We start from the raw sequence: 20933 nt of genomic DNA, 5'->3' as shown, positions 1-20933 counted from the left end.
GGGGCAGGCCGTCACAGGGCCACGCCGACCTCGTCGCAGGCGGCCCAAAACCGGGCCGGGTCGCGCACCTGAAAGCGCTGTCCGCCGCGACGCGCCTGCACGATGCGGTCCAGCCGGAAGGTGCGCACGCCCTCGCGCTCGCAGTCCCAGGCCAGCAGGTACCAGAACGGCCAGGCCAGCAGCAGACATTGCGGCTCCACCACGCGCTCGCTGCGGCGCTGGCGTCCGTCCAGGTAGGTCAAGGCCAGCATCCATTGCTGTGCAAATGCCTGGTAGACGCTGGCGCGCGCCTCCACGCCCTGCGCACGCTCGCGCCGCGAAGCCTGGACTTCGACGGACACCGGCGAGGCCACGCGGATGCGCTGGCGCAGTTGCGCGATATCTGCGCGATCGGCCGGCGCAAAGCAGCGCGCGAACTGGCGGCGCAGTTCGCCATGACGCCCCGCCAGCGACAGGCCCAGGGCTTCCGACAGCGCCAGGGACATCAGCAGCTCCAGCGCGTCGTCACCCCGCAGCGTCACGCGGCCGGAGGGCCAGCGATGGACCACGCGGACACCGCCGCCCCTGCCCGAGGAGCTGTCCAGCTCCCAGCCCTGCTGCCTGAGCAACGACAGGTCGCGCGCCAGCGTGCGCTGGCTGACGCCCAGTTCCTCGGACAGCGCCGCCACGCCGTGCACGGCGCCATCGGACAGGCGCTGAGAAAGGGCGTCAAGCCGGGACAGACGGGCGGGCAGCGTGCGCGGTTTCATGGCCGGCATCATGGCGCAATTGACAGCCATTGAATGGCAGCGATGCAGGGACCATGGGCGGCATGTTCAATCCACGGAGAAATGCCATGCAAGTCATCGAATGGGTAGCGTTCAGCCTGCTGCCCGGTGTGACGGAAAACACCCTGCTGCAAGCCGCCAGCGCCATGCAGCACCAGTTCCTGGATGTGCAGGGCGGATGCCTGTCACGCCATCTGGTCCAGCTGGGCCAGGGGCGCTATGCGGATGTCGTCACCTGGCAATCACAGGAGGCGGCCCGTGCCGCCCTGGCGCAGGCCGGCCGGTCGGCTGCCTGCGCGGCCTACTTCGGACTGATGCGCGTGGAGCATCCTCCCTTGCTGGGCGCCAGCGTGTTCAGCCACGGCGGGGAACATGGACTGCCGCAGGGCATGGAGTTCTCGTTGTTCCGGCTGCGCCCCGGCGCCGATTCCCATGCCTTGGCCGCCGCCGCGCACCGCATGGCCGATGGCCTGTACCGGAATGAGCCCGGCTTCACGGCCCATGGCGTGATGCGCAGCGCCCACGACCCCGGCCTGTATGCCGACGTGGTGCTGGCCGACAGCGCCGGCCGCGCCCACCAGCTGTGCAGCAAGTGGGGCCAGGGACCGTTCGATCCGGCCTGCCAGGACTATCTGGAACTGATCGCGCCGGGGTCGGCACAGCTGCAGTTCTGGGACAGGGTGGCCTGAGCGCCGCCATCGCCGCGCCTTGGCCGGATGCCGGATATGCGTGGTATCCGTATCCGCCAGCCTGCACCGGCCATCCCATAATCGCCTTTTCCCCAAGCAGTGACCGCCATGTCGAAACTCCATGTTGTGCAGCAGGGCCAAGGCCCGGCCCTCGTTCTGAGCCACGCGCTCGGTTGTGACCTCCAGATGTGGGACGGCGTGGCCCAGGCCCTGCAAGACCGCTTCACCGTGGTGCGCTACGACCACCGGGGCCATGGCCGCTCGCCCGCCATCGGCGAGGCCTTCGACATGAACGACCTGGCCGACGACGCAGCCGGCGTGATCGAGGCGCTGGGCCAGGGGCCGGTGCACTTCGTGGGCCTGTCCATGGGCGGCATGACGGCCCAGGCCCTGGCAGCGCGCCATCCGGCGCTGGTGCGCAGCATCACCGTCGCCAATTCGGCCAGCTACTACGACGAGGCCGCGCGCGCAGGCTGGCAGGCGCGCATTGCCACGGTGCGCGCCCAGGGCGTGGCCGCGATTGCCGATGGCGCCATGCAGCGCTGGTTCACGCCCGAATTCCGCGCCGGGCAGGCCGCCCGAGTGGCAGCCTTGCGCGCCGGGCTGGAGGCCACGGCGGCCGCGCCCTATGCGGCGGCCTGTGCGGCCGTGGGCGGCATCGATCTGCGCGAGAGCAACCGGCGCATCGCCTGCCCCACGCTGGTCATTGCAGGCAGCCGCGACGAGGCCACGCCCCCTTCCCTGTCCGAAGACATGCAGGCGCAGATTCCGGGCGCGCAGCTGGTGTCGCTGCCCGCCGCGCATTTGAGTGCCGTGGAAATGCCCGCGGAGTTTGCGCAGTTGGTGAGCGACTTTGTCGCGCAGATCCGCTAGATCTGCCGCCCTGCCCGGACGGAATGGTCGCTGAGCGACGCCGCTAGCAGGCCGGCATCACGGCCGGCAGATCAACTCCGCCACGTCCATCAGCAAGGCCTCATCGATCTGCTCGCGCAGGTCCACGGCCAGCCTGCGCCGGTAGAACACGCCCAGGTCCAGGCCCACGCCCAGCGCGCGGATCTGCACATCGCCCGCGCGCTCGTGCCGGGCGATGACCTGGCGCAGGTGCTGGTCCAGATAGTGCTCGTCGTTGGCCTGGTGCGTGGCCGTGTCCATGGGGCAGCCGTCCGAGATGACGAGCAGGATGCGGCGCTGCGCGGGCCGCGCCAGCAGCCGCTCGCAGGCCCATTCCACGGCCTCGCCGTCCACGCCCTCGCGAAAGAGGTCGGGCCTGCGCAGCGCGGCAACGCCGTGGCGGGCGTGGCGCCAGGGTCTGGCGGCATCCTTGAAGACGATGTGCAGCCGCTCGTTGAGCCGGCCCGGGATGTGGGGCTGGCCCGCGCGCTGCCAGTCGCGGCGGGCGCGGCCGCCGTTCCAGGCCTGGGTGGAAAAGCCCAGCACGTCCACCGGCACGCCGGCCATGGACAGCGCGCGGCCCAGCAGGTCCACCAGCAGGGACAGCGGGCGCGCATGCGCCTTCATCGAGCCCGAGCAGTCCAGCAGGATGGCCACGGCCGCATCGCTGACGGGGCGCGGCAGCTCGTTCCTGAAGATGGCGCGCTGCTGCGGATCGCTGACCAGTTGCGCCAGCCGGCTTGCATCCAGGTGCCCATCCTCCAGGCCGAACTGCCAGCCGTCGTGGCGCGGCACGGCCAGGCGCTGCTGCAGGTGGCGGGCCAGCCGGCCCGCATGCAAGCCGCTGCGCGCCAGTTCCTCATCCATCTGCTCGCGGAACTCGGCCAGTTGCGCGGCGCGGATCAGCTCGGCCGCCTGCGCCTCGCGGTCATAGGCGCGCGTGAACACGCGGTAGCTGTGGGCCGAGCCGGCCCAGGCGCGGCTGTCGCCGCTGAGCGCCACGGGCGGCGCATCCAGGCTTTGCGATTCAAAGTGCAGCGGCAGCGCGAAGCTGCCCCGCCGGCGCGGCCCGCCAGCGCCGCGCGGCGCCTCTTCCTGGGCTGACCGCACGGCCTGGCCCACCCAGCGGCTGATGGCCAGGGCCGGCGCAATGAAGGCCTGCTGGTCCTGCCGGTGGCGGCGCAGCAGGGCCCACTGCGCGCCCAGTTGCGCGGACAGGCCGGCGCGCGTGGCCTCGGCCAGGTCGGCCAGGGCATCGGGCGGCTCATGTCCGCCCAGGCGGCTCCAGGCGGTCAGCGCCACGGTGAACAGCAGGATGCCCAGGCTGCTTTCGGTCAGGCCCGAATCGGCAAAGGCCTGGCTCCAGTGCACAAAGCGCGCATGCAGGTTGGCGCGCGCGCCGGGCCATTCCTCGGGCGCCAGGCTTTCCACGCGCAACTGCTCCAGCAGTTCGAACACCAGCCGCTCCACCGGGTCGCCGGGCAGGTGGCGTGCGTGCAGCGCGGCATCGCTCAGGCGCAGGCGCAGGCTGGCGCCGTCGAGCAGGCCGCGCTGGTCGGCCAATCGGGCCGGCACATCGGCCTGGTGGGCCGCTGCCAGCACCACGGGCGCCGTGCCCCGGTACAGCGTCTGCCCGCTCCATTGCAGCGAGGCATCGCCCGCCATGGCGCGCAGCAGCGCGCCGCCCCAGGCCTCCATGCGCGCCAGCGAGGGGGATGCCTCAGCAGGCATGGGCGGGCTCGTCGCGCAGCGCCAGTTCCTGGCCGAAGCAGCGCTGGAAGTACTCGGCCACGATGGCCCGCTCGGCCGGTTCGCACTTGTTGAGGAAGGACAGCTCGAAGGCCAGCCGCAGGTCATGGAAGATCTGCGCGTTCTCGGCCCAGGTGATGACGGTGCGCGGCGACATCAGCAGCGACAGGTCGCCCACCGCAAAGCCCTTGCGCGTGAGCGCGGCCAGCGCCACCATGGCGGCCACCTGCTCGCGCCCCTGCGGCGTGGCCAACTGCGGCACGCGCGCCAGCACGATGGCGGCTTCCTCGGCCGGTGCCAGGTAGTCCAGGCTGGTGACCAGGTTCCAGCGGTCGAGCTGGGCCTGGTTGAGCATCTGCGTGCCGTGGTACAGGCCGCTGAGGTTGCCCTGGCCCAGGGTGTTCATGGTGGCGAAGAGGCGGAACTGCGCATGCGGCTGGAGCACGCGCTTTTGGTCCAGCAGGGTGAAGCTGCCCTCGCGTTCGAGCACGCGCTGGATGACGAACATCACGTCGGGCCGGCCCGCGTCGTATTCATCGAAGACCAGGGCCACGGGCCGCTGCAGCGCCCAGGGCAGGATGCCTTCCTGGAACTGCGTGACCTGGCGGCCCTCCTGCAGCACGATGGCGTCCTTGCCCACCAGGTCCAGCCGGCTGATGTGGCCGTCGAGGTTGACGCGCACGCAGGGCCAGTTCAGCCGCGCCGCCACCTGCTCGATATGGGTGGACTTGCCCGTTCCGTGCAGCCCCTGGATGACCACGCGCCGGTTGTGCGCAAAGCCGGCCAGGATGGCCAGCGTGGCCTGCGGGTTGAAGCGGTAGGCCGGGTCCACGGCCGGCACATGCTCGCTGCGCTCGGCAAAGGCCGGTACCTGCATGTCGGTGTCCAGGCCGAAGGTCTCGCGCACGCCAAGCGTGCGCGTGGGATGCATCAGGGTCAGCTCAGTCATCGTCAGGGGCTCCCGGGGGGACTTCGTCGTTGATGCGCGCAATCGCCTCGGCCGCCGCGCGCAGTTGGGGAAGAAAGGACAGCGCCCGTTCGCGCGTGAAACGCATGATGGGCGCCTGCACGGCCAGCCCCATGTTCGAGGGGCCGCCCTGGATGGAGGGCACGAGCACGCCCAGGCACAGCAGGCCGGGCAGGAATTCCTCGTTGTCGAAGGCATGGCCCTGGGCGCGCACCTGGTCCAGCTCGGCGTCCAGCGCGTCGAAGGCCGTCAACGTATTGGCCGTGAAGCCTTCCAGCGGCACGGCCGACAGCAGCCGCCTGCGCTGCGCGGGCGCCATCTGGCTCAGGAACAGCTTGCCCGTGGCCGAGCAATGGGCCGGCACGCGCGAGCCCGGGTGCAGATAAAAGCGCAGCGGCGCGGGCGTCTCCACCCGGTCCAGGTAGAGCACCTCGCTGCCCGAGAAGGCGGTGATGTTGCAGCTCTCGCCGATGTCGCGCACCAGTTGCGCCAGCACCGCGTGGCGCGCGCCATGCGTGGTGTTGTTGAGCAGCACGCTTTCGGCCAGCCGCATCAGGCGCCGGCCCGTGCCGTAGTGCCGTCCGTTGCCCTCGCGCTGCAGGATGCCCGCGCCTTCGAGCTGCTGGAGCATGCGGTGCATGGTGGGCTTGGGCAGGCCTGTCTCCTCGACCATGGTCTGCAGCGTGAAGGGCTCGTTCTTCTGCGCAATGGCCTCCAGCAGCGCGAACAGCCGCAGGTTGGGGGTATCGCCATCGATACGGGCAGGGACAGGGTCTCGGGTGTTCATGGTGTTGGCCATCATATGTTTTTCAATTTTTCGAGTCAATTTGTTCCGAAAAAAGAAATTTGTTTGACATCCAGGCGAAATCACACCTAGACTTGCGCCGTAATTTCTTTTTTCGGAACTTAAAGTTCCATTTTCAAGGAGACAACATGACTGCAGCCAACAATCGTACGGTGGTCGAAGGCGTCCAGAAGATGACCCCTTCCGAAGCCTTTGTGGAGACCTGCGTGGCCAACGGCGTCACGGAGATGTTCGGCATCATGGGCTCGGCCTTCATGGATGCCATGGACATCTTCGCGCCCGCCGGCATCCGCCTGATCCCCGTGGTGCACGAGCAGGGCGCGGCCCACATGGCCGACGGCTATGCGCGCGTCTCGGGCCGCCACGGCGTGGTGATCGGCCAGAACGGCCCCGGCATCAGCAACTGCGTGACCGCCATTGCTGCCGCCTACTGGGCCCACAGCCCCGTGGTCATGATCACGCCCGAGACCGGCACCATGGGCATGGGCCTGGGGGGCTTCCAGGAAGCCAACCAGCTGCCCATGTTCCAGGAGTTCACCAAGTACCAGGGCCATGTCTGCAACCCCAAGCGCATGGCCGAGTTCACGGCCCGCTGCTTTGACCGCGCCATCTCCGAGATGGGCCCCACACAGCTGAACATTCCGCGCGACTACTTCTATGGCGAAGTGCAGTGCGAAATCCCCAAGCCCATGCGCGTGGAGCGCGGCTCGGGCGGCGAAAACAGCCTGCAGGCCGCCACGGAACTGCTGGCCACGGCCAAGTTCCCCGTGATCCTGGCCGGCGGCGGCGTGGTCATGGGCGATGCGGTCGAGGAGTGCCGGCAGCTGGCCGAGCGCCTGGGCGCACCCGTGGTCACGGGCTATCTGCGCAATGACGCCTTCCCCGCCAAGCACCCGCTGTGGGCCGGCCCGCTGGGCTACCAGGGCTCCAAGGCCGCGATGAAGCTCATCGCCCAGGCCGACGTGGTGATCGCGCTGGGCTCGCGCATGGGCCCCTTCGGCACCCTGCCCCAGCACGGCATGGACTACTGGCCCAAGAACGCCAAGATCATCCAGGTCGAGGCCGACCACACCAACCTGGGCCTGGTCAAGAAGATCTCGGTGGGCATCCACGGCGACGCCAAGGCCGTGGCACGCGAGCTGGGCCGCCGCCTGCAGGGCCAGACCCTGGCCTGCGACGCCACCAAGGCCGCGCGCGCCGACACCATCGCCACCGAGAAGGCGGCCTGGGAAAAGGAGCTGGACGAGTGGACGCATGAGCGCGACCCCTACAGCCTGGACATGATCGAAGAGGCCAAGGGCGAGCGCACGCCCACGGGCGGCAAGTACCTGCACCCGCGCCAGGTGCTGCGCGAGCTGGAGAAGGCCATGCCGCCGCGCGTGATGGTCTCCACCGACATCGGCAACATCAACTCCGTGGCCAACAGCTACCTGCGCTTCGACGAGCCGCGCAGCTTCTTCGCGCCCATGAGCTTCGGCAACTGCGGCTATGCCCTGCCCACCATCATCGGTGCCAAGTGCGCGGCGCCCGACCGCCCGGCCATCGCCTACGCCGGCGACGGCGCCTGGGGCATGAGCATGGTGGAGATCATGACCGCCGTGCGCCATGACATTCCCGTCACGGCCGTGGTCTTCCACAACCGCCAGTGGGGCGCCGAGAAGAAGAACCAGGTGGACTTCTACAACCGCCGCTTCGTGGCCGGCGAGCTGGAAAGCGAGAGCTTCGCAGCCATTGCCAGCGCCATGGGCGCCGAGAGCATCGTGGTCGACCAGATCGAGGACGTGGGCCCGGCGCTGCAAAAGGCCATCGACCTGCAGATGAACCACGGCAAGACCTGCGTGATCGAGGTGATGTGCACGCGCGAACTGGGTGACCCGTTCCGCCGCGATGCGCTCTCCAAGCCCGTGCGCTTCCTCGAAAAGTACAAGGACTTTGTCTAACCCCCTGAGGCGCTGACGCGCCTTCCCCCTCTCTACCCGCTGCGCGGGGGAGGGGGACGACACCCTCGGTGCGGGGCGGCCCTTCCTCGGTGTCCCTGGGATGGGCCGCGCCGGTTTCATGCGCCTGGGTGAAGCGCAAGGCCCTCGAAAGCCGATTCCCAGATTCCCTGCGTTGCTCGCGCCGGGCCCTGTACTTTCCCGCAGGAGCTTTCATGGTCCCCCCACTTTCACTTGCCGTGGCCGCCGACGATGCGCCCGCCACGCCCCGTCCCCATCTCCAGCACTTGCTCGACCAGGCCAAGGCGCAAGGCCCCATTCCCGTGGCCGTGGCCTATCCCTGCGATGCAGGCTCGCTGCAGGCCGCCATGCAGGCCGCGCAGGCGGGCCTGATCACGCCGCTGCTGGTCGGCCCCGAGGCACGCATCCGAGCGGCGGCCCAGGCAGCCGGGCTGGACCTGGCGGGCGCGTCCATCCACTCCACCGCCGACGATCCACGCGCGGCGGCGGCCCAGGCGGCGGCGCTGTGCGGCAGCGGCCAGGCCCGCGCGCTGATGAAGGGCAGCCTGCACAGCGACGAGTTGCTGGGCGCCGCCGTGGCGCGCGAGGCCGGCCTGCGCGGCAGCCGCCGCGCCAGCCATGTGTTCGTGATGGACCTGCCGGGCTTCGAGCGCCCGCTGCTGATGACCGATTGCGTGGTCAACATCTTCCCCACGCTGATGGACAAGCGCGACATTGCGCAGAACGCCATCGACCTGGCCCGTGCCATCGGCATTGCCCGGCCGCGCGTGGCCGTGCTCTCGGCGGTGGAGACGGTCAACCCCGCCATTCCCGGCACCATCGACGCGGCCGCGCTGTGCAAGATGGCCGACCGGGGGCAGATCAGCGGCGCCATCCTTGACGGGCCGCTGGCCTACGACAACGCCATCTCGCTGCGCTCGGCGCACCACAAGGGCATCGTCTCCGACGTGGCGGGACAGCCCGACGTGCTGCTGGTGCCCAGCCTGGAGGCCGGCAACATGATCTACAAGCAGCTGGTCTACATGGCCGACGCCGAATGCGCGGGCCTGGTGCTGGGCATGCGCGTGCCCATCGTGCTGACCAGCCGTTCGGACTCGGTGGCCAGCCGCATTGCGTCCTGCGCGCTGGCCGTGCTGGCCAGCGCGGCGGGCGGCAAGGAGCAGTCATGAGCCAGGTCCAAGCACAGGTGGCTGCGCAGGCGCCCGTGCCGCGCATGCTGCAGTGGCTCAGGCTCCTGCCCGGCACGGGCCTGTCGGGCGTGATCGCGCTGGCGGCGACCTTCGTCTCCACGCTGCATGGCGGGCCGCAGCTGCTGTTCGCGCTGTTCTTCGGCGTGGCTTTCCACTTCCTGAGCCAGGACGCGCGCGCCAAGCCGGGCATCGAGTTCTGCGCGCGCGGCGTGCTGCGCCTGGGCGTGGGCCTGCTGGGCGCGCGCATCACGGCCACGCAGATCGCGGGCCTGGGCTGGACCACGGCGCTGATCGTCATCGCGGCCGTGGTCACCACGCTGCTGTGCGGCACGCTGCTGGGCCGGCGCCTGGGCCTGACACGCCCGCAGGGCGTGCTGTCGGGCGGCGCGGTGGCCATCTGCGGTGCCTCGGCGGCGCTGGCCATCTCGTCGGTGCTGCCGCGCGACAAGGACAGCGACCGCTTCACGCTCACCGTGGTGGTCACGGTCACCGTGCTGTCCACGGCCGCCATGGTGCTGTATCCGCTGGTGGCGCGCGCCCTGCATCTGCCGCCCGAGCTGGCGGGCCTGTTCATCGGCGGCACCATCCACGATGTGGCCCAGGTGGTGGGCGCGGGCTACACCATCGACCAGGCCACGGGGGACTACGCCACCATCGTCAAGCTGTTCCGCGTGTCCATGCTGGCCGTGGTGGTGGTCATGGTCTCGGCCCTGTTCAAGCGCCAGCGCGAGGCAGCGGCCGAGCAGCACCACGGCAAGAAGCCGGGCCTGGTGCCCTGGTTCCTGTGGGTGTTCGTCGCGCTGGTGGCCATCAACTCGCTGGGCTGGGTACCGCCGGGCCTGCAGCACCAGTTGAGCGACCTGTCGCGCAACTGCCTGGTGCTGGCCATTGCGGCCCTGGGCCTGAAGACCTCGTTCCAGCAACTGGCCCAGGCCGGCTGGCGGCCTTTTGCACTGCTGGTGGTGGAGACGCTGTGGATGGCAGCCTTCGTGCTGATCGCCATCGAGATCGAGATGCGCTGACGCCTGCACAGGCATTGCCGCAAGAGGCCCGCCCTGCGCGGGCCTTTGTCATGGCGCCACACATCGCTTGATGGGCATGCACCAAGATGATACATTTGCACACAAATTTTTGATCCACATCAACGCCCTACCGCGCCGTGAACGTTTTTCGCAAGCAAGCCGGCAGATTCCGCAGGCTGACCGCCACCCAAGTCCTCACCCTGCTGCGCAATCAGCACCCCCGGCAAGCCGCCCTGCTGCGGCTGCTGCCCTGCCTGTCGATGCTGGCCGTGTGCGCGGTGCTGCTCGATTCCCTGCTGCCCATTCCGCTGTGGGCCATCGCCAGCCTGACCGTGGTCATGGCCGCCTACATCGCCCACAACTGCCAGTCCTTTGTCGCCACCCAGCGCAGAAAGTCCACGCTGCGCCATCTCGCGCGCTCCTGCCTGCTGCACGCCGGCTGAAGCACAAGTGCCCCTGGGTGCCGGGCGTCAGGCACCGCCTCTGGCATAGGCCGTCAGCGCCTGGGCCACGGCCTTGAAGACCACGGCGCAGCGCTCGCTCTTGCGCAGGTCCTCGTGCATGGCCACCCAGGTATCGAGCTTCCATGAAAACGCCTGGGGCAGCACCCGCACCAGGCCCGGCTCCCGGGCCGCCAATGCCGACTGGCACACGCCAATGCCAAAGCCCGCGCGGATGGCGCCCAGCTGGGCCAGGTCGCTGTCCGAGCGCAGCGCCATGCCTTCGCGCGTGAGCATGGGAAACTGCTGCTGCATCTTTCGGATCAGGGCGCTTTCATGGTCGAAGCCGATGAGCGAATGCCCGGCCAGGTCCTCCAGCGATTCCGGCACGCCGCGTGCGGACAGATAGCTTTCATGGGCATGCAGCCCCAGCTCGATGGCGCCGATATGGCGTGCCACCAGCGCCTCCTGCTGCGGCCGGAACATGCGCACGGCCACGTCGGCCTCGCGGCGCAACAGGTCGTCCACCGCGTTGGACAGCACCAGCTCGATGCCCAGTTCAGGGTGTGCCGCGCGCAATTGCGCAAGCACAGGCGGCAGCACCTCCACGCCCACCACCTCGCTGGCCGTCAGCCGCACCGTGCCTCGCACGCCCGAGCCATGGCTGGCCGCGACGCGGCGCAGCGCGGCCGCCGTCGCGGCCATGCTGGCTGCATAGGGCTGAAGCTCGTAGGCCGCCTCCGTGGGCGCGAAGCCATCGGATGAGCGGGTGAACAGTTGCAGGCCCAGCGCCGACTCCAGCCCGTCGATGTGGCGGCCCACGGTCGGCTGCGCCACACCCATGGCCCGGCCCGCCGCTGACAGCGACCCGGACTCCAGCACCTGCAAAAAACTGCGATACCACTCCCAGTGGGGTTCCGACATCACTCATCCATTCATTTATGCATGGACACCAGAGAATTCTAGGCAATTTTCTTTTTGCAGCGGGTTGCTGACACTGAGGCTGTCACCACAGGACCCAGCCCATGCCATCCATTGCACTCTTCGGCGCCGCAGGCGCCATCGGCCAGAGCCTGGCCGCCGCGCTCAGACAACAGGGCCGCGCCTACCGCGTGGTCGGCCGCAACGCAGCCAGCCTGCGCCAGACCTTCGGCGCCGATCCCCTGGCCGAGATCGCCACCTGGAACCCGGATGTCGCCGGCTCCATCGAGGCTGCCGCCCACGGCGTGGACACGCTGATCTACCTGGTGGGCGTGAACTACTGGCAGTTTCAATTGCATCCCGAACTGATGCGCAAGACGCTGGAAGGCGCCATTGCCGCGGGCGTGCGCCGCATCGTGCTGATCGGCACCGTCTATCCCTACGGAAAGGCCCGCACCCTGCCCGTGGCAGAAGACCATCCGCGCGAGCCCCATACCTTCAAGGGCCGCATGCGCAAAGCCCAGGAGGACCTGCTGCTGCAAGCCCATGCACAGGGCCACATCGAGGCCACCGTGCTGCGCCTGCCCGACTTCTACGGTCCCGGAGTACACAACAGCCTGCTGCACGGCGCCTTCGAGGCGGCAGCCCACGGCGGCCGGGCCGACATGATCGGCCCGCTGGACCGTCCGCACGAGTTTGTCTATGTGCCTGATGTGGGCCCCGTCGTGGCGCGCCTCATCGACACGCCGCAGGCATTCGGCAGGGTCTGGCACCTGGCTGGCGCGGGTGTGACCACGCAGCGCGACATCGTCTCCGAGATCGAACGCCTGAGCGGCAGGCCGTTGAAGCTGCGCGTTGCAGGAAAGACCGCGCTGCGCCTGGCCGGCCTGTTCAACCCCTTCATGCGCGAGCTGGCCGAGATGCACTACCTGCTGACCGATCCGCTGATCATGGAGGACTCCGCCCTGCACGCCCTGCTGGGCCCCATCGCCAAGACGCCCTATGCGCAGGGCATACGCGCAACGCTCAACGCCGCCATGGCAAGTGCCGACTCACACTTGGCCGCGGCCTGAGCCTGGCCTGCAGCCCGAAAACAAAAAGCCCTGACAGCAAAACTGTCAGGGCCTTTGTCTATCTGGCAGGGGAGGAAGGACTCGAACCCTCGCATGCCGGAATCAAAATCCGGTGCCTTTACCAACTTGGCGACTCCCCTAGGAGACCTAAATTCTAATACGTTTTTTTGGCCCGATATCCAAAACTCCAAAAATTTCGACACCGCCAAAGTTGTCTTCATGGCGCGGCCAGGGCTCCCTCAAGACAGCGGAGTATCGCCTCCCGCCCCATCGCCGTGAAACAGCCAATGAAGACAAACACGGACTCCGAGACCCTGGCCCCATGCAGGCTGGCAATGCGCAAGCGCCCACCCACCACGTGGACTTCCTGGACGCTGTCCTGCCCGCCCAGCCGCACGATGCCCTTGGCCCGCAACAGGGGGACAGGCAGCGTACGCAGCGCCTGCCGCAACCGCTGCCGGTCAAAGCAGCGGCGCGTTGCGTAGGAAAAGCTGCCCACATCGGCCATGCCGGCCATGTTCCCGGCCTGGCTTTTCCAGGAGCCGCCCGCTTGCAGCAGGCCTTGCGCGCGGCGTGGCGAGGCAGCCGCATCAATGAACACGGCCAGCGGTATCTCGCCATGGCGGGCCGCCAGCACCACGGCACCGGGCGCCATGCCGGCCACCCGCGCGGCCACCTTTTCGGTGGCACATGCGCCGGCCAGATCGGCCTTGGTCAGCACCAGCGCCGTCGCGCCCGAGATCTGGCGGCGGACCATGTCGCCGACCAGCGGGTCGCACAGTTGCTCATCGACGGCCTGGACATCCACCACCACCAGGATGGCGTTGAGCTGCAGTGCGGGATCGAGCATGCCGACCTGGGCGATGCGCACGGGGTCGGAGACGCCGCTGGCCTCGATGACCAGCAGGTCCGGGCGGTCGGGCCGCGCGCCCACGGCAGCCAGGGCCTCGGCCAGCCGCCCGCCGATGGAGCAGCAGATGCAGCCGTTTTCCAGCTGCAGCACGTCGCTGCTGCGCGTGCGGATCAGGGCGGCGTCGATGTTGATCTCGCCGAAGTCGTTGACCAGCACGGCCACGCGCAGGCCATCGGCGCGCTCCAGCAGCCGGTTGAGCAAGGTGGTCTTGCCCGCGCCCAGGTAGCCGCCCACGACGACCATGGGAACGGGCGCCCGCTGCGCCGCGGCGGCCGGCGTGCTCATGGCGCTGACCCGGGCGCGGGGAAGATGCGGCCGCCCAGCACGGTGCCCCAGACCTTCACGTCCTTGAGGGCCGCTGGCGCCACCGCGCGGGGATCGTCCTCCAGCACGGCGAAGTCCGCCAGCTTGCCGGGCTCGATGCTGCCCACGCGCTGCTCCAGTTTCAGGGAGCGGGCCGCGCCCATGGTGATGGCGTGCAGGGCATCGTCCACCGACAGGCGCTCGGCCTCGCCCAGCACGCGGCCTGAAGCGGTTTCGCGCTGCACCGCGCACCAGGCGGTGAACAGGGGGTGGATAGGGGTGATGGGCGCATCGGAATGCATGGCGAAATCCATGCCCAGGCGCCGCGCCGTGCCCGCTGCGTTCATGCGCGAGGCCCACTGCATGCCCACGGTCTGCTCGGCGTGGGCATCGCCCCAGTAATAGAGATGGTTGGAGAAGAAGTTGACACACATTCCCAGGCGCGCGGCGCGCTGCAGCTGGGCGCTGCTGGCCAGCTGGCAGTGCTGCAGGGTGTGGCGATGGTCGGCGCGCGGGTGCCTGGCCAGCAGGTCCTCGATCACATCCAGCACCACCTCGGTGGCCTCGTCTCCGTTGGTGTGGATGTGCAGTTGCAGACCGGCCAGGTGGAAGGGCTCGAACAGCGCGGGCAGCTGCGACGGGGGAATCAGCCACAGGCCGTTGGGCTGCCCGCCCGCGTAGCCGGGAGCGCGCAGGCGCGCGGTGAAGCCCTGGATGGAGCCGTCCACGATGAACTTGACGGGGCCGAACTGCAGCTTGTCGCTGGCCGAGGACGCCGCTGCAGCATGCACGCGCGCGGCACCGCCTTCCGGGTTGCGCTGCGGCGCGAAGGCCGGGACGATGCGCAGCGGATAGGCCGCGTCGCCCGTGACTTCGCGCAGCGCGGCCAGGCCCTGGGGCGAGAGATCGCTGACCAGGTCGGTGGCCGTGGTCACGCCCGCGAGCTGGGCCACGCGGCCGAACTTCCAGATGGCCTCGCGCTGCTCGGCAGCGGCCAGCGACAGCGCGCTGCCGATCACCTTCTGCACGGGGTACATGGCGGCGAATTCCTGCAGCTCGCCCGTGGGCTGGCCCTCGGCGTCCTTGTGGATGCCGTCGATGTCGGTGTCCTCGTCAATGCCGGCCAGCGCCAGCATGGCCGAGTTCACATTCATCAGGTGCACGCTGGCATGCAGGATGACGATGGGCCGCGTGGCGGAGACACGGTCCAGCTCGCGCACCGACAGCCGGCTGCTGCCGAAGAGGATGGGATCGAAGCCCCAGGCCAGCAGCGTGGCCTGCGCATCGGGCAGGGCACGCTCGGCCTCGGCCAGGCGCGCCAGCACGGCGTCCAGCGTGCGCAGGCCGGGCCACAGGCGGCCCTCGGGATCGCGCCGATCGAAGTAGCCCAGGTACACGGCCTCCCACATGGCGCCTTCCATCAGGTGGCTGTGCGCCTCGATCAGGCCGGGCATGAGGACCTTGTCGCACAGGCGGTCGATGCGCTCGGCCTCGGGCCAGGCAGCCATGTCGGCCTCCTGGCCAACGGCCAAGATGCGGCCGCCCTGCACGGCCACATGGGTGGCCTGCGGCTGGGCCGGGTTCATGGTGAGGATGGTGCGCGCCACAAAGACCTGCGTGCGCGCGTTCTCGTCGTGGTTCATGGTGGTGGTCTTTTTCAGGCGGCCTTGACGCGCGCGGCACCCGGCAGATAGTGGACGATGGCCGTGACCAGCAGGTTCAGCGCCAGGCTGATGAAGCCCAGGTTGATGCCGCCGAAATCCGGCTGCTGGATGTACAGCGCAATGGCCAGCGCCTGGCCGCAGGCAATGCCCAGGGCAACGGCCATGGGCCGGATGCGCCAGCCGAAGAGGATGGCCATCATTCCGGGGAAGAACTGCGTCACGCCGTAGTAGGTGGTGTTGATCAGGGTCAGCATCAGGTTGGGCGTGAGCAGCGTCATCACGATGGACAGCACCAGGTAGATGACGATCACCACCTTGGCGCCCTGCTTTTGCTTGGCCTCGGGCAGGCCGGGCAGCAGGTTGCGGGCCACGATGGGGCCGATGGCCAGGCAGATGCCCGCCAGCACCAGCAGGCCCGACAGCGCGGCGCCTGCGGCCACCAGGCCCAGCAGCCAGTCGGGCAGCAGTCGCACGGCAGCCGCGAAGAAGGCCTCGTTGGGCGATGCCAGCTGCAGGTTCTGGCTGATGGCGTAGTACGAGGCCAGCACCAGGAACGGGTACATCAGCATGTACAGCGGCATGGCGATCTGGGTGCGGCGGATGGTGTGCGAACTCTTGGCCGTGAAGAAGTTCTGCACGGCGAACGGCATCATGTAGAAGCCCAGCGCCTGGAACAGCATGGTGCTCATGGAAAAGCGCAGCTGCGTATCGGTCATGTGGTTGCTGACCTTGGCACTGGCGGCGGTGAACACATCGCCCACACCCGCATGCCAGCCCACGGCCACGCCCGTGGCGATGATGGCCACCACCATCAGGATGTCCTTGAGGATGGCGATATAGGCCGAGGCGCGCACCCCCGAGATGGCGATGTAGGTGAAGGCCAGGCCCGCAGAGATCAGCAGCAGGTGCAGCGGCTGGAAATTCCATCCCAGGCCCTTGAGCGCGGCCACCAGCCCCGTGAACTGCAGCTGGCCCCAGGGCAGCAGGAACAGGATGGCCGAGCCGGCCACGATCAGCTCCAGCGCACGGCTGCCGAAGTGGCCCTTGAACAGGTCCGGCAGCGTGATGGCGTTGTGCCGCAGCCCCGCCTTCCAGATCATGGGGCCGAGGAAGTAGCCCAGCGGATAGGCCAGCAGGATGTAGCCCAGGAACCAGACGCCATAGGTCGGCCCCTTGGCGTAGATGCCGCCCGGAAAGCCGACCATGGTGCCGATGCTGTAGATCTCGCCGGCGGCCAGGAAGAACACCAGGTAGGCGCCGAACTGGCGGGAGGCGACGAAGAAGTCATGCACGCTTTGCGCACCCTTGCCCGTGCGCGAGCGGATGGCCAGGTACAGGGACAGCGCGATGAAGCCCAGAAAGACTGCGGTGGTCATGGCGGTGCTCCCCTCAGGCGGACTGCGCGTCGTCGGCTTCGTGGCGGTCGAACATCAGCCAGCACACGAGCATGCACAGCGACGTCAGCACGAACCACATGAAGATCCACAGGTAGATGAAGGGCACGCCGAACACGAAGCGATCGACGGACGCGACCCAGGGAAGCAGGCCGATCACCGCGATGTACGGGATGCCTATGCCGATGAACAGCTTGAGCATGGTTTGTCTCCTTTTGCTCCGATGAAAGAGTTGGCGGTTGTGGCCGCTCTATAGAACATTTCAATGTCCCTGGATGCGATCTTAGGAAGCGCCTACCTATAATTCAAATGAAAAATTTGCCAACAAACCATGAGGACTCCGCATGGATACACAGAAGCTGCGGCACCTGCTGGCCATCGTCGAGCACGGCACCTTTTCCGACGCAGCGCGCGCCGTGCATCTCACCCAGCCGGCGCTGAGCCGCAGCATCCGCGCGCTGGAAGATGAACTCAGGGCGCAGCTGTTCGACCGGGGCGCGCGGCGCGCCCGGCTGACGGTGTTTGGCGAGCTCGTGGCCGAGCGCGCACGCCGCATGCGGCTGGAGGAAACCCAGTTGCGGCGTGACCTGGAGCTGCTGCGCGGCGGCCAGGAAGGCGCGCTCGCCATTGGCGTGGCGCCCGCGCCCGCGGCGCTGCTGCTCAAGCCCTTTCTGATCCACATGGCGCAGGCGCATCCGCGCGTGAAGGTGCGCGCCGAAATGGGTGCCACCAGCGCATTGCTGCAGCTGCTGCGCAACGAATCCATCGATGCCATCGTCGGCGACGCCTACGTGCTGCGCGCCGCCGATGACGTGGAGATGGAACTGCTGGGCGAGCTGCCGGCCGGCCTGGTATGCCGCGCGGGCCACCCCGTGCTGCAAAACCCCGGCATGGACGAGATCCGCCGCTACCCGCTGGCCACCACCACGTTGAGCACGGCCATGGCGCGGCAGCTGGCCGAGCTGTGGGGCGAAGGCGCCGAGCCCGACAAGCTGTTCACCCTGCACTGCAACGACCTGGACCTGCTGCGCGGCGTGACCCTGGCCACGGACACCTTGCTGTTCGGCGTGCTGTCCATCACCCGCAAGGAGCGCGCCAGCGGCGCCATGGCCGAAGTGCCCCTGCCCGCCGATCCCCGCCGATGCGGCCGCTACGGCATGGCGCGCATGGCCGCGCGCACCCTGTCACCGGCGCTGGACACGGCCTACGCCTTCACGCGCACGCACTGGCGCGAACTGTCGGAGCACGATCAGGAGCCCGGTTGATCGACGCTCAGCCGGCCGCCGGGGCCTGTGCATGTGCATGTGCATGTGCATGTGCCTGTGCCTGTGCCTGTGCATGTGCCTGTGCATGTGCCTGTGCATGCGCCAGGCCAAGCGGCAAGGTCTGCGCGCGCAGCCAGTCCAGCACCAGGGCGAAGCTGGCCTCGTCCTGCACCGGCCGGGGCGACATGAGCACGTAGTGCGAGCCATCGGCCACGAAGCCGCGCGGCGCGCACAGCGTGCCGCTGGCCAGGTCATCGGCCACCAGTGCCAGCGGGCCGATGGCGACGCCGGCCCCGGCCACGGCGGCCTGCAGGCTCAGGTAGAAATGCTCGAAGCGCACCTCGCGACCGGCCCGCAGCGGCACGCCGGTCAGTTCGCTCCAATGCCGCCATGCGTCCGGCCGCGACTGCGTATGCAGCAGCACCCCGCCCAGCGGCCCTGAGCGTGCCAGCGCCTTGGCAAGCGCGGGCTTGCAGACGGGCCCCACGCGCTCTTGCAGAAAGGGCTCGGCCACCACATCGGCGCCCATGTCGAAATCCGCGCGGCGTATGGCCAGATCAATGCCCTCGCGCGCAAAGGGCACGGAGCCGCCGGCCGATACCAGGCGCAGCTCGCGCTGCGTGCCGATCGCTTCCTGCAAACCGCCCAGACGCGGAATCAGCCAGCGCATCAAAAACGTGGGCTCGCACGACAGCACCAGCGGCCGGTCCGGCCCTGCCGCCTGCCGCGCGCGGCCCAGCGCGCCGCGCAGGCGCTCCAGCGCCAGGGCCACCTCCTCGGCCAGCACGCGGGCCGTGGGCGTGGCAATGATGCTGCGGTTGCTGCGCTGGAACAGCGCAAAGCCCAGCGCCTCCTCCATGTCGCGCACGGCACGGCTCACGGCGCCATCGGTCAGGTGCAGCTCGCGCGCGGCCTTGGAGACACTGCCATGGCGCACCGTGGCCTCGAAGGCGCGCAGGGCAGACAGCGGCGGCATGTGGACGGGTGCGGGCATGGCAATGGCGGCTCTAGACAGGTGGAACAGCGGACTTTCAGTTGAACATTGCTCAATTGAATGATGAGTCTATATCGATTTATTACTGGAGCATCTTCATGCAAAGTAAGCCCATCGATTGAGGTTTCAGCAAGAACCATGAAGCACTCCAGCCCCAACTCCGCCAACCCCTCGGCCAGCACCCCGGCCAGCGCGCCCCTGGCCATCACCATGGGCGATCCATTGGGCATCGGGCCCGAGATCATCGTCAAGCTGGCAATGGACCCTGCGCGGCCCTGCACGCCGTTTCTCGTCATCGGCGACATCGCCCGGCTGCAGCGGGCGGCCGATGGGTTGGGCGTCCATCCGCAGATCCGGGCCATCGAGACACCGGCCCAGGTCCCTGCCCTGGTGCCGCCCGCCACGCTCTTCGTGCTGCAGGCCGGCGAGGACCTGCCGCCGGACCTGCCCTGGGGCTGCGTCGATGCACGCGCCGGCGCGGCCTGCCATGCCTATATCCAGCGCGGCATCGACCTGGCCCTGGCTGGCGACGTCTCGGGCCTGGTGACCGCCCCCATCCACAAGGAAGCGCTGCGCGCGGCAGGCTGCCCGCATCCGGGCCATACCGAGATGCTGGCCGAGCGTTCCGGCACACGCGACTTCGCCATGATGCTCGCCAATGATGAGCTGCGGGTGCTGCTGGTCTCCATCCATGTGCCGCTGCAGCAGGCCATCGCCTCCGTGACCATGGACAACGAGCTGCGTGCCATTCGCCTCGCGCACCAGGCCTGCCGCGCGTTCGGCATCACCCGGCCCCGGGTGGCCGTGGCAGGGCTCAATCCGCATGCCGGTGAAAACGGTCTGTTCGGGGACGAGGACCGCTCGGTGATCATCCCCGCCATTGCCGCCGCGCGCGCCGAAGGCATCGACGCCAGCGGCCCCTGGCCCGGCGACACGGTCTTCATGCGGGCGCGCCGGGGCGAGTTCGACGTGGTGGTCGCCCAGTTTCATGACCAGGGGCTGATTCCCGTGAAATACCTGGGTGTGGAGCAAGGCGTGAACATCACCGTGGGCCTGCCCTTTGTGCGCACCTCGGTGGACCATGGCACGGCCTTCGACATCGCGGGCACGGGCCGCGCCGACCACGCCAGCCTGGCCTGCGCGCTGCGCCAGGCGGCAGCCATGGTGCAGGCCACCCGTACCGGTGCCAGCGCACGAACGCAGCGCCCGGACTTCATCTTCATGCTTACGCAGCAGGACAGGACCATTGCCGATGCGCGCGAGCGGCTGCGCGAGGTGCTGGCCCAGGGCGTTCGCCATGTGGGCTTCAAGGACATCGGCCTGCCCCTGCCCGAGCTGCATGCCCTGGCCCGGGACATCCGTGCGGGCGGCGCCAGGGTCTATCTGGAGGTTGTCAGCCTCGACGAGGCCAGCGAAGTGGCCTCCGCCCGCGCGGCGGTCGAGCTCGGTGTGGACGTGCTCATGGGTGGCACACGGCCCGAGGCGGTGCTGCCCGTGCTGCGCGGCAGCGGCATTGCGTACTACCCGTTTCCCGGCAAGGTGAGCGGGCATCCGAGCGTGCTTTCAGGCCCGGTACAGGACATCGTGGCCAGCGCCCGCCGCATGGCGGGGCTGGACGGCGTGCATGGCCTGGACCTGCTGGCCTACCGCTTCCACGGCGATGTGCCGGCCCTGATCAAGGCCGTCTGCGATGCGGTGGACAAACCCGTGGTCGTAGCCGGCTCCATTGATCGCAGTGAACGCATCGCGGCCGTGCTGGCCGGCGGCGCAGCGGGCTTCACGATAGGCACTGCCGCCTTCGAGGAGACTTTTCCGGCCGCGCGGCCCGGGCTGGCGGCGCAATTGCAGGCCATACAGGCGCTGGTGGACTGACCATGTCGGCTATGCCGGCCCGCGCCTCGCACGCCGGGGCCACGGTCCAGCAGCAG

The 20933-nt window shown here is 68.8% G+C and carries 19 protein-coding genes and 1 tRNA gene; 9 read left to right on the top strand and 11 right to left on the bottom strand.

Annotated features, from left to right (window positions below; all coding sequences use genetic code 11):
- Positions 1-11: 11 nt before the first annotated feature.
- A complete protein-coding gene (locus tag ACN20X_RS08980) occupies positions 12-749 on the bottom strand; it encodes a helix-turn-helix transcriptional regulator (RefSeq protein WP_227469573.1) in 738 nt (245 codons plus the stop codon).
- Positions 750-835: 86 nt separating this feature from the next.
- Here ACN20X_RS08980 and ACN20X_RS08975 point away from each other — a divergent pair, with 86 nt between their 5' ends.
- A complete protein-coding gene (locus ACN20X_RS08975) occupies positions 836-1456 on the top strand; it encodes a hypothetical protein (protein ID WP_016454308.1) in 621 nt (206 codons plus the stop codon).
- Positions 1457-1564: 108 nt separating this feature from the next.
- Complete coding sequence (pcaD, locus tag ACN20X_RS08970; protein ID WP_473210486.1) at positions 1565-2329, top strand: 3-oxoadipate enol-lactonase; 765 nt, start codon at positions 1565-1567, stop codon at positions 2327-2329.
- 57 nt (positions 2330-2386) lie between these two features.
- Here the strand turns inward: pcaD and ACN20X_RS08965 are convergent, their stop codons facing one another.
- From ACN20X_RS08965 to ACN20X_RS08955, 3 genes are read right to left on the bottom strand one after another with little or no spacing between them, the layout of a single operon-like run.
- Positions 2387-4078, bottom strand: a complete 1692-nt coding sequence (locus ACN20X_RS08965) for a cobaltochelatase CobT-related protein (protein ID WP_473210485.1) — start codon at positions 4076-4078, stop codon at positions 2387-2389.
- Positions 4068-5045 carry an AAA family ATPase gene (locus ACN20X_RS08960; protein ID WP_016454305.1) on the bottom strand — a complete coding sequence of 326 codons (978 nt, stop codon included), beginning with the start codon at positions 5043-5045 and terminating at the stop codon, positions 4068-4070. Before ACN20X_RS08960 ends, ACN20X_RS08965 begins: the two co-directional genes overlap by 11 nt.
- Positions 5038-5865, bottom strand: coding sequence for an IclR family transcriptional regulator (locus ACN20X_RS08955; protein WP_016454304.1), 828 nt, complete (start codon positions 5863-5865; stop codon positions 5038-5040). Before ACN20X_RS08955 ends, ACN20X_RS08960 begins: the two co-directional genes overlap by 8 nt.
- A 131-nt stretch (positions 5866-5996) precedes the next feature.
- Here ACN20X_RS08955 and xsc point away from each other — a divergent pair, with 131 nt between their 5' ends.
- From xsc to ACN20X_RS08935, 4 genes are all read left to right on the top strand, one after another.
- Entirely contained in the window at positions 5997-7808 is a 1812-nt protein-coding gene (gene xsc / locus ACN20X_RS08950) for a sulfoacetaldehyde acetyltransferase (RefSeq protein ID WP_016454303.1), read from the top strand.
- Between the two features lie 212 nt (positions 7809-8020).
- Positions 8021-8995 (top strand): bifunctional enoyl-CoA hydratase/phosphate acetyltransferase, encoded by a 975-nt coding sequence (locus tag ACN20X_RS08945; RefSeq protein ID WP_016450078.1) that lies wholly within the window; start codon positions 8021-8023, stop codon positions 8993-8995.
- Positions 8992-10038: a YeiH family protein gene (locus tag ACN20X_RS08940; protein WP_016450079.1), complete on the top strand. Its 1047-nt coding sequence runs from the start codon at positions 8992-8994 to the stop codon at positions 10036-10038. Before ACN20X_RS08945 ends, ACN20X_RS08940 begins: the two co-directional genes overlap by 4 nt.
- A 137-nt stretch (positions 10039-10175) precedes the next feature.
- A complete protein-coding gene (locus ACN20X_RS08935; protein ID WP_016454302.1) occupies positions 10176-10481 on the top strand; it encodes a hypothetical protein in 306 nt (101 codons plus the stop codon).
- A gap of 27 nt (positions 10482-10508) precedes the next feature.
- Here ACN20X_RS08935 and ACN20X_RS08930 read toward each other — a convergent pair whose 3' ends face one another.
- On the bottom strand, positions 10509-11402 hold the full coding sequence (locus tag ACN20X_RS08930) for a LysR family transcriptional regulator (RefSeq protein ID WP_016450081.1): 894 nt from the start codon (positions 11400-11402) through the stop codon (positions 10509-10511).
- Between the two features lie 101 nt (positions 11403-11503).
- Between ACN20X_RS08930 and ACN20X_RS08925 the strand changes: the two genes are divergently transcribed.
- On the top strand, positions 11504-12472 hold the full coding sequence (locus ACN20X_RS08925; RefSeq protein ID WP_473210484.1) for an NAD-dependent epimerase/dehydratase family protein: 969 nt from the start codon (positions 11504-11506) through the stop codon (positions 12470-12472).
- 63 nt (positions 12473-12535) lie between these two features.
- Here ACN20X_RS08925 and ACN20X_RS08920 read toward each other — a convergent pair.
- The 5 genes from ACN20X_RS08920 to ACN20X_RS08900 all read right to left on the bottom strand — a co-directional run bounded on the left by ACN20X_RS08920 (position 12536) and on the right by ACN20X_RS08900 (position 16948).
- A tRNA-Gln gene (locus ACN20X_RS08920) sits at positions 12536-12612 on the bottom strand.
- A gap of 77 nt (positions 12613-12689) precedes the next feature.
- The gene (locus tag ACN20X_RS08915; RefSeq protein WP_209672571.1) at positions 12690-13670 is read right to left on the bottom strand and encodes a CobW family GTP-binding protein; all 981 of its coding nucleotides are present in this window, start codon (positions 13668-13670) and stop codon (positions 12690-12692) included.
- Positions 13667-15331 carry an amidohydrolase gene (locus tag ACN20X_RS08910; protein WP_343740928.1) on the bottom strand — a complete coding sequence of 555 codons (1665 nt, stop codon included), beginning with the start codon at positions 15329-15331 and terminating at the stop codon, positions 13667-13669. Before ACN20X_RS08910 ends, ACN20X_RS08915 begins: the two co-directional genes overlap by 4 nt.
- 14 nt (positions 15332-15345) lie before the next feature.
- Entirely contained in the window at positions 15346-16728 is a 1383-nt protein-coding gene (locus ACN20X_RS08905) for a sodium:solute symporter family protein (protein WP_016450085.1), read from the bottom strand.
- Between the two features lie 13 nt (positions 16729-16741).
- Complete coding sequence (locus ACN20X_RS08900) at positions 16742-16948, bottom strand: DUF3311 domain-containing protein (RefSeq protein ID WP_016450086.1); 207 nt, start codon at positions 16946-16948, stop codon at positions 16742-16744.
- Positions 16949-17090: 142 nt separating this feature from the next.
- On the opposite strand from ACN20X_RS08900, the gene ACN20X_RS08895 reads away from it, so the two are divergent.
- A complete protein-coding gene (locus ACN20X_RS08895) occupies positions 17091-18011 on the top strand; it encodes a LysR family transcriptional regulator (RefSeq protein ID WP_047219220.1) in 921 nt (306 codons plus the stop codon).
- A gap of 7 nt (positions 18012-18018) precedes the next feature.
- Here ACN20X_RS08895 and ACN20X_RS08890 read toward each other — a convergent pair whose 3' ends face one another.
- Entirely contained in the window at positions 18019-19005 is a 987-nt protein-coding gene (locus tag ACN20X_RS08890) for a LysR family transcriptional regulator (RefSeq protein ID WP_473210483.1), read from the bottom strand.
- Between the two features lie 138 nt (positions 19006-19143).
- Here ACN20X_RS08890 and pdxA point away from each other — a divergent pair, with 138 nt between their 5' ends.
- Positions 19144-20877: a 4-hydroxythreonine-4-phosphate dehydrogenase PdxA gene (gene pdxA, locus ACN20X_RS08885; RefSeq protein WP_046241203.1), complete on the top strand. Its 1734-nt coding sequence runs from the start codon at positions 19144-19146 to the stop codon at positions 20875-20877.
- The last annotated feature ends 56 nt before the right edge of the window (positions 20878-20933 follow it).

The organism is Delftia sp. PX-1 (assembly GCF_055797465.1).
Note: the sequence above shows the minus strand (reverse complement) of the source record. Positions and strands in the feature narration are given on the sequence as shown.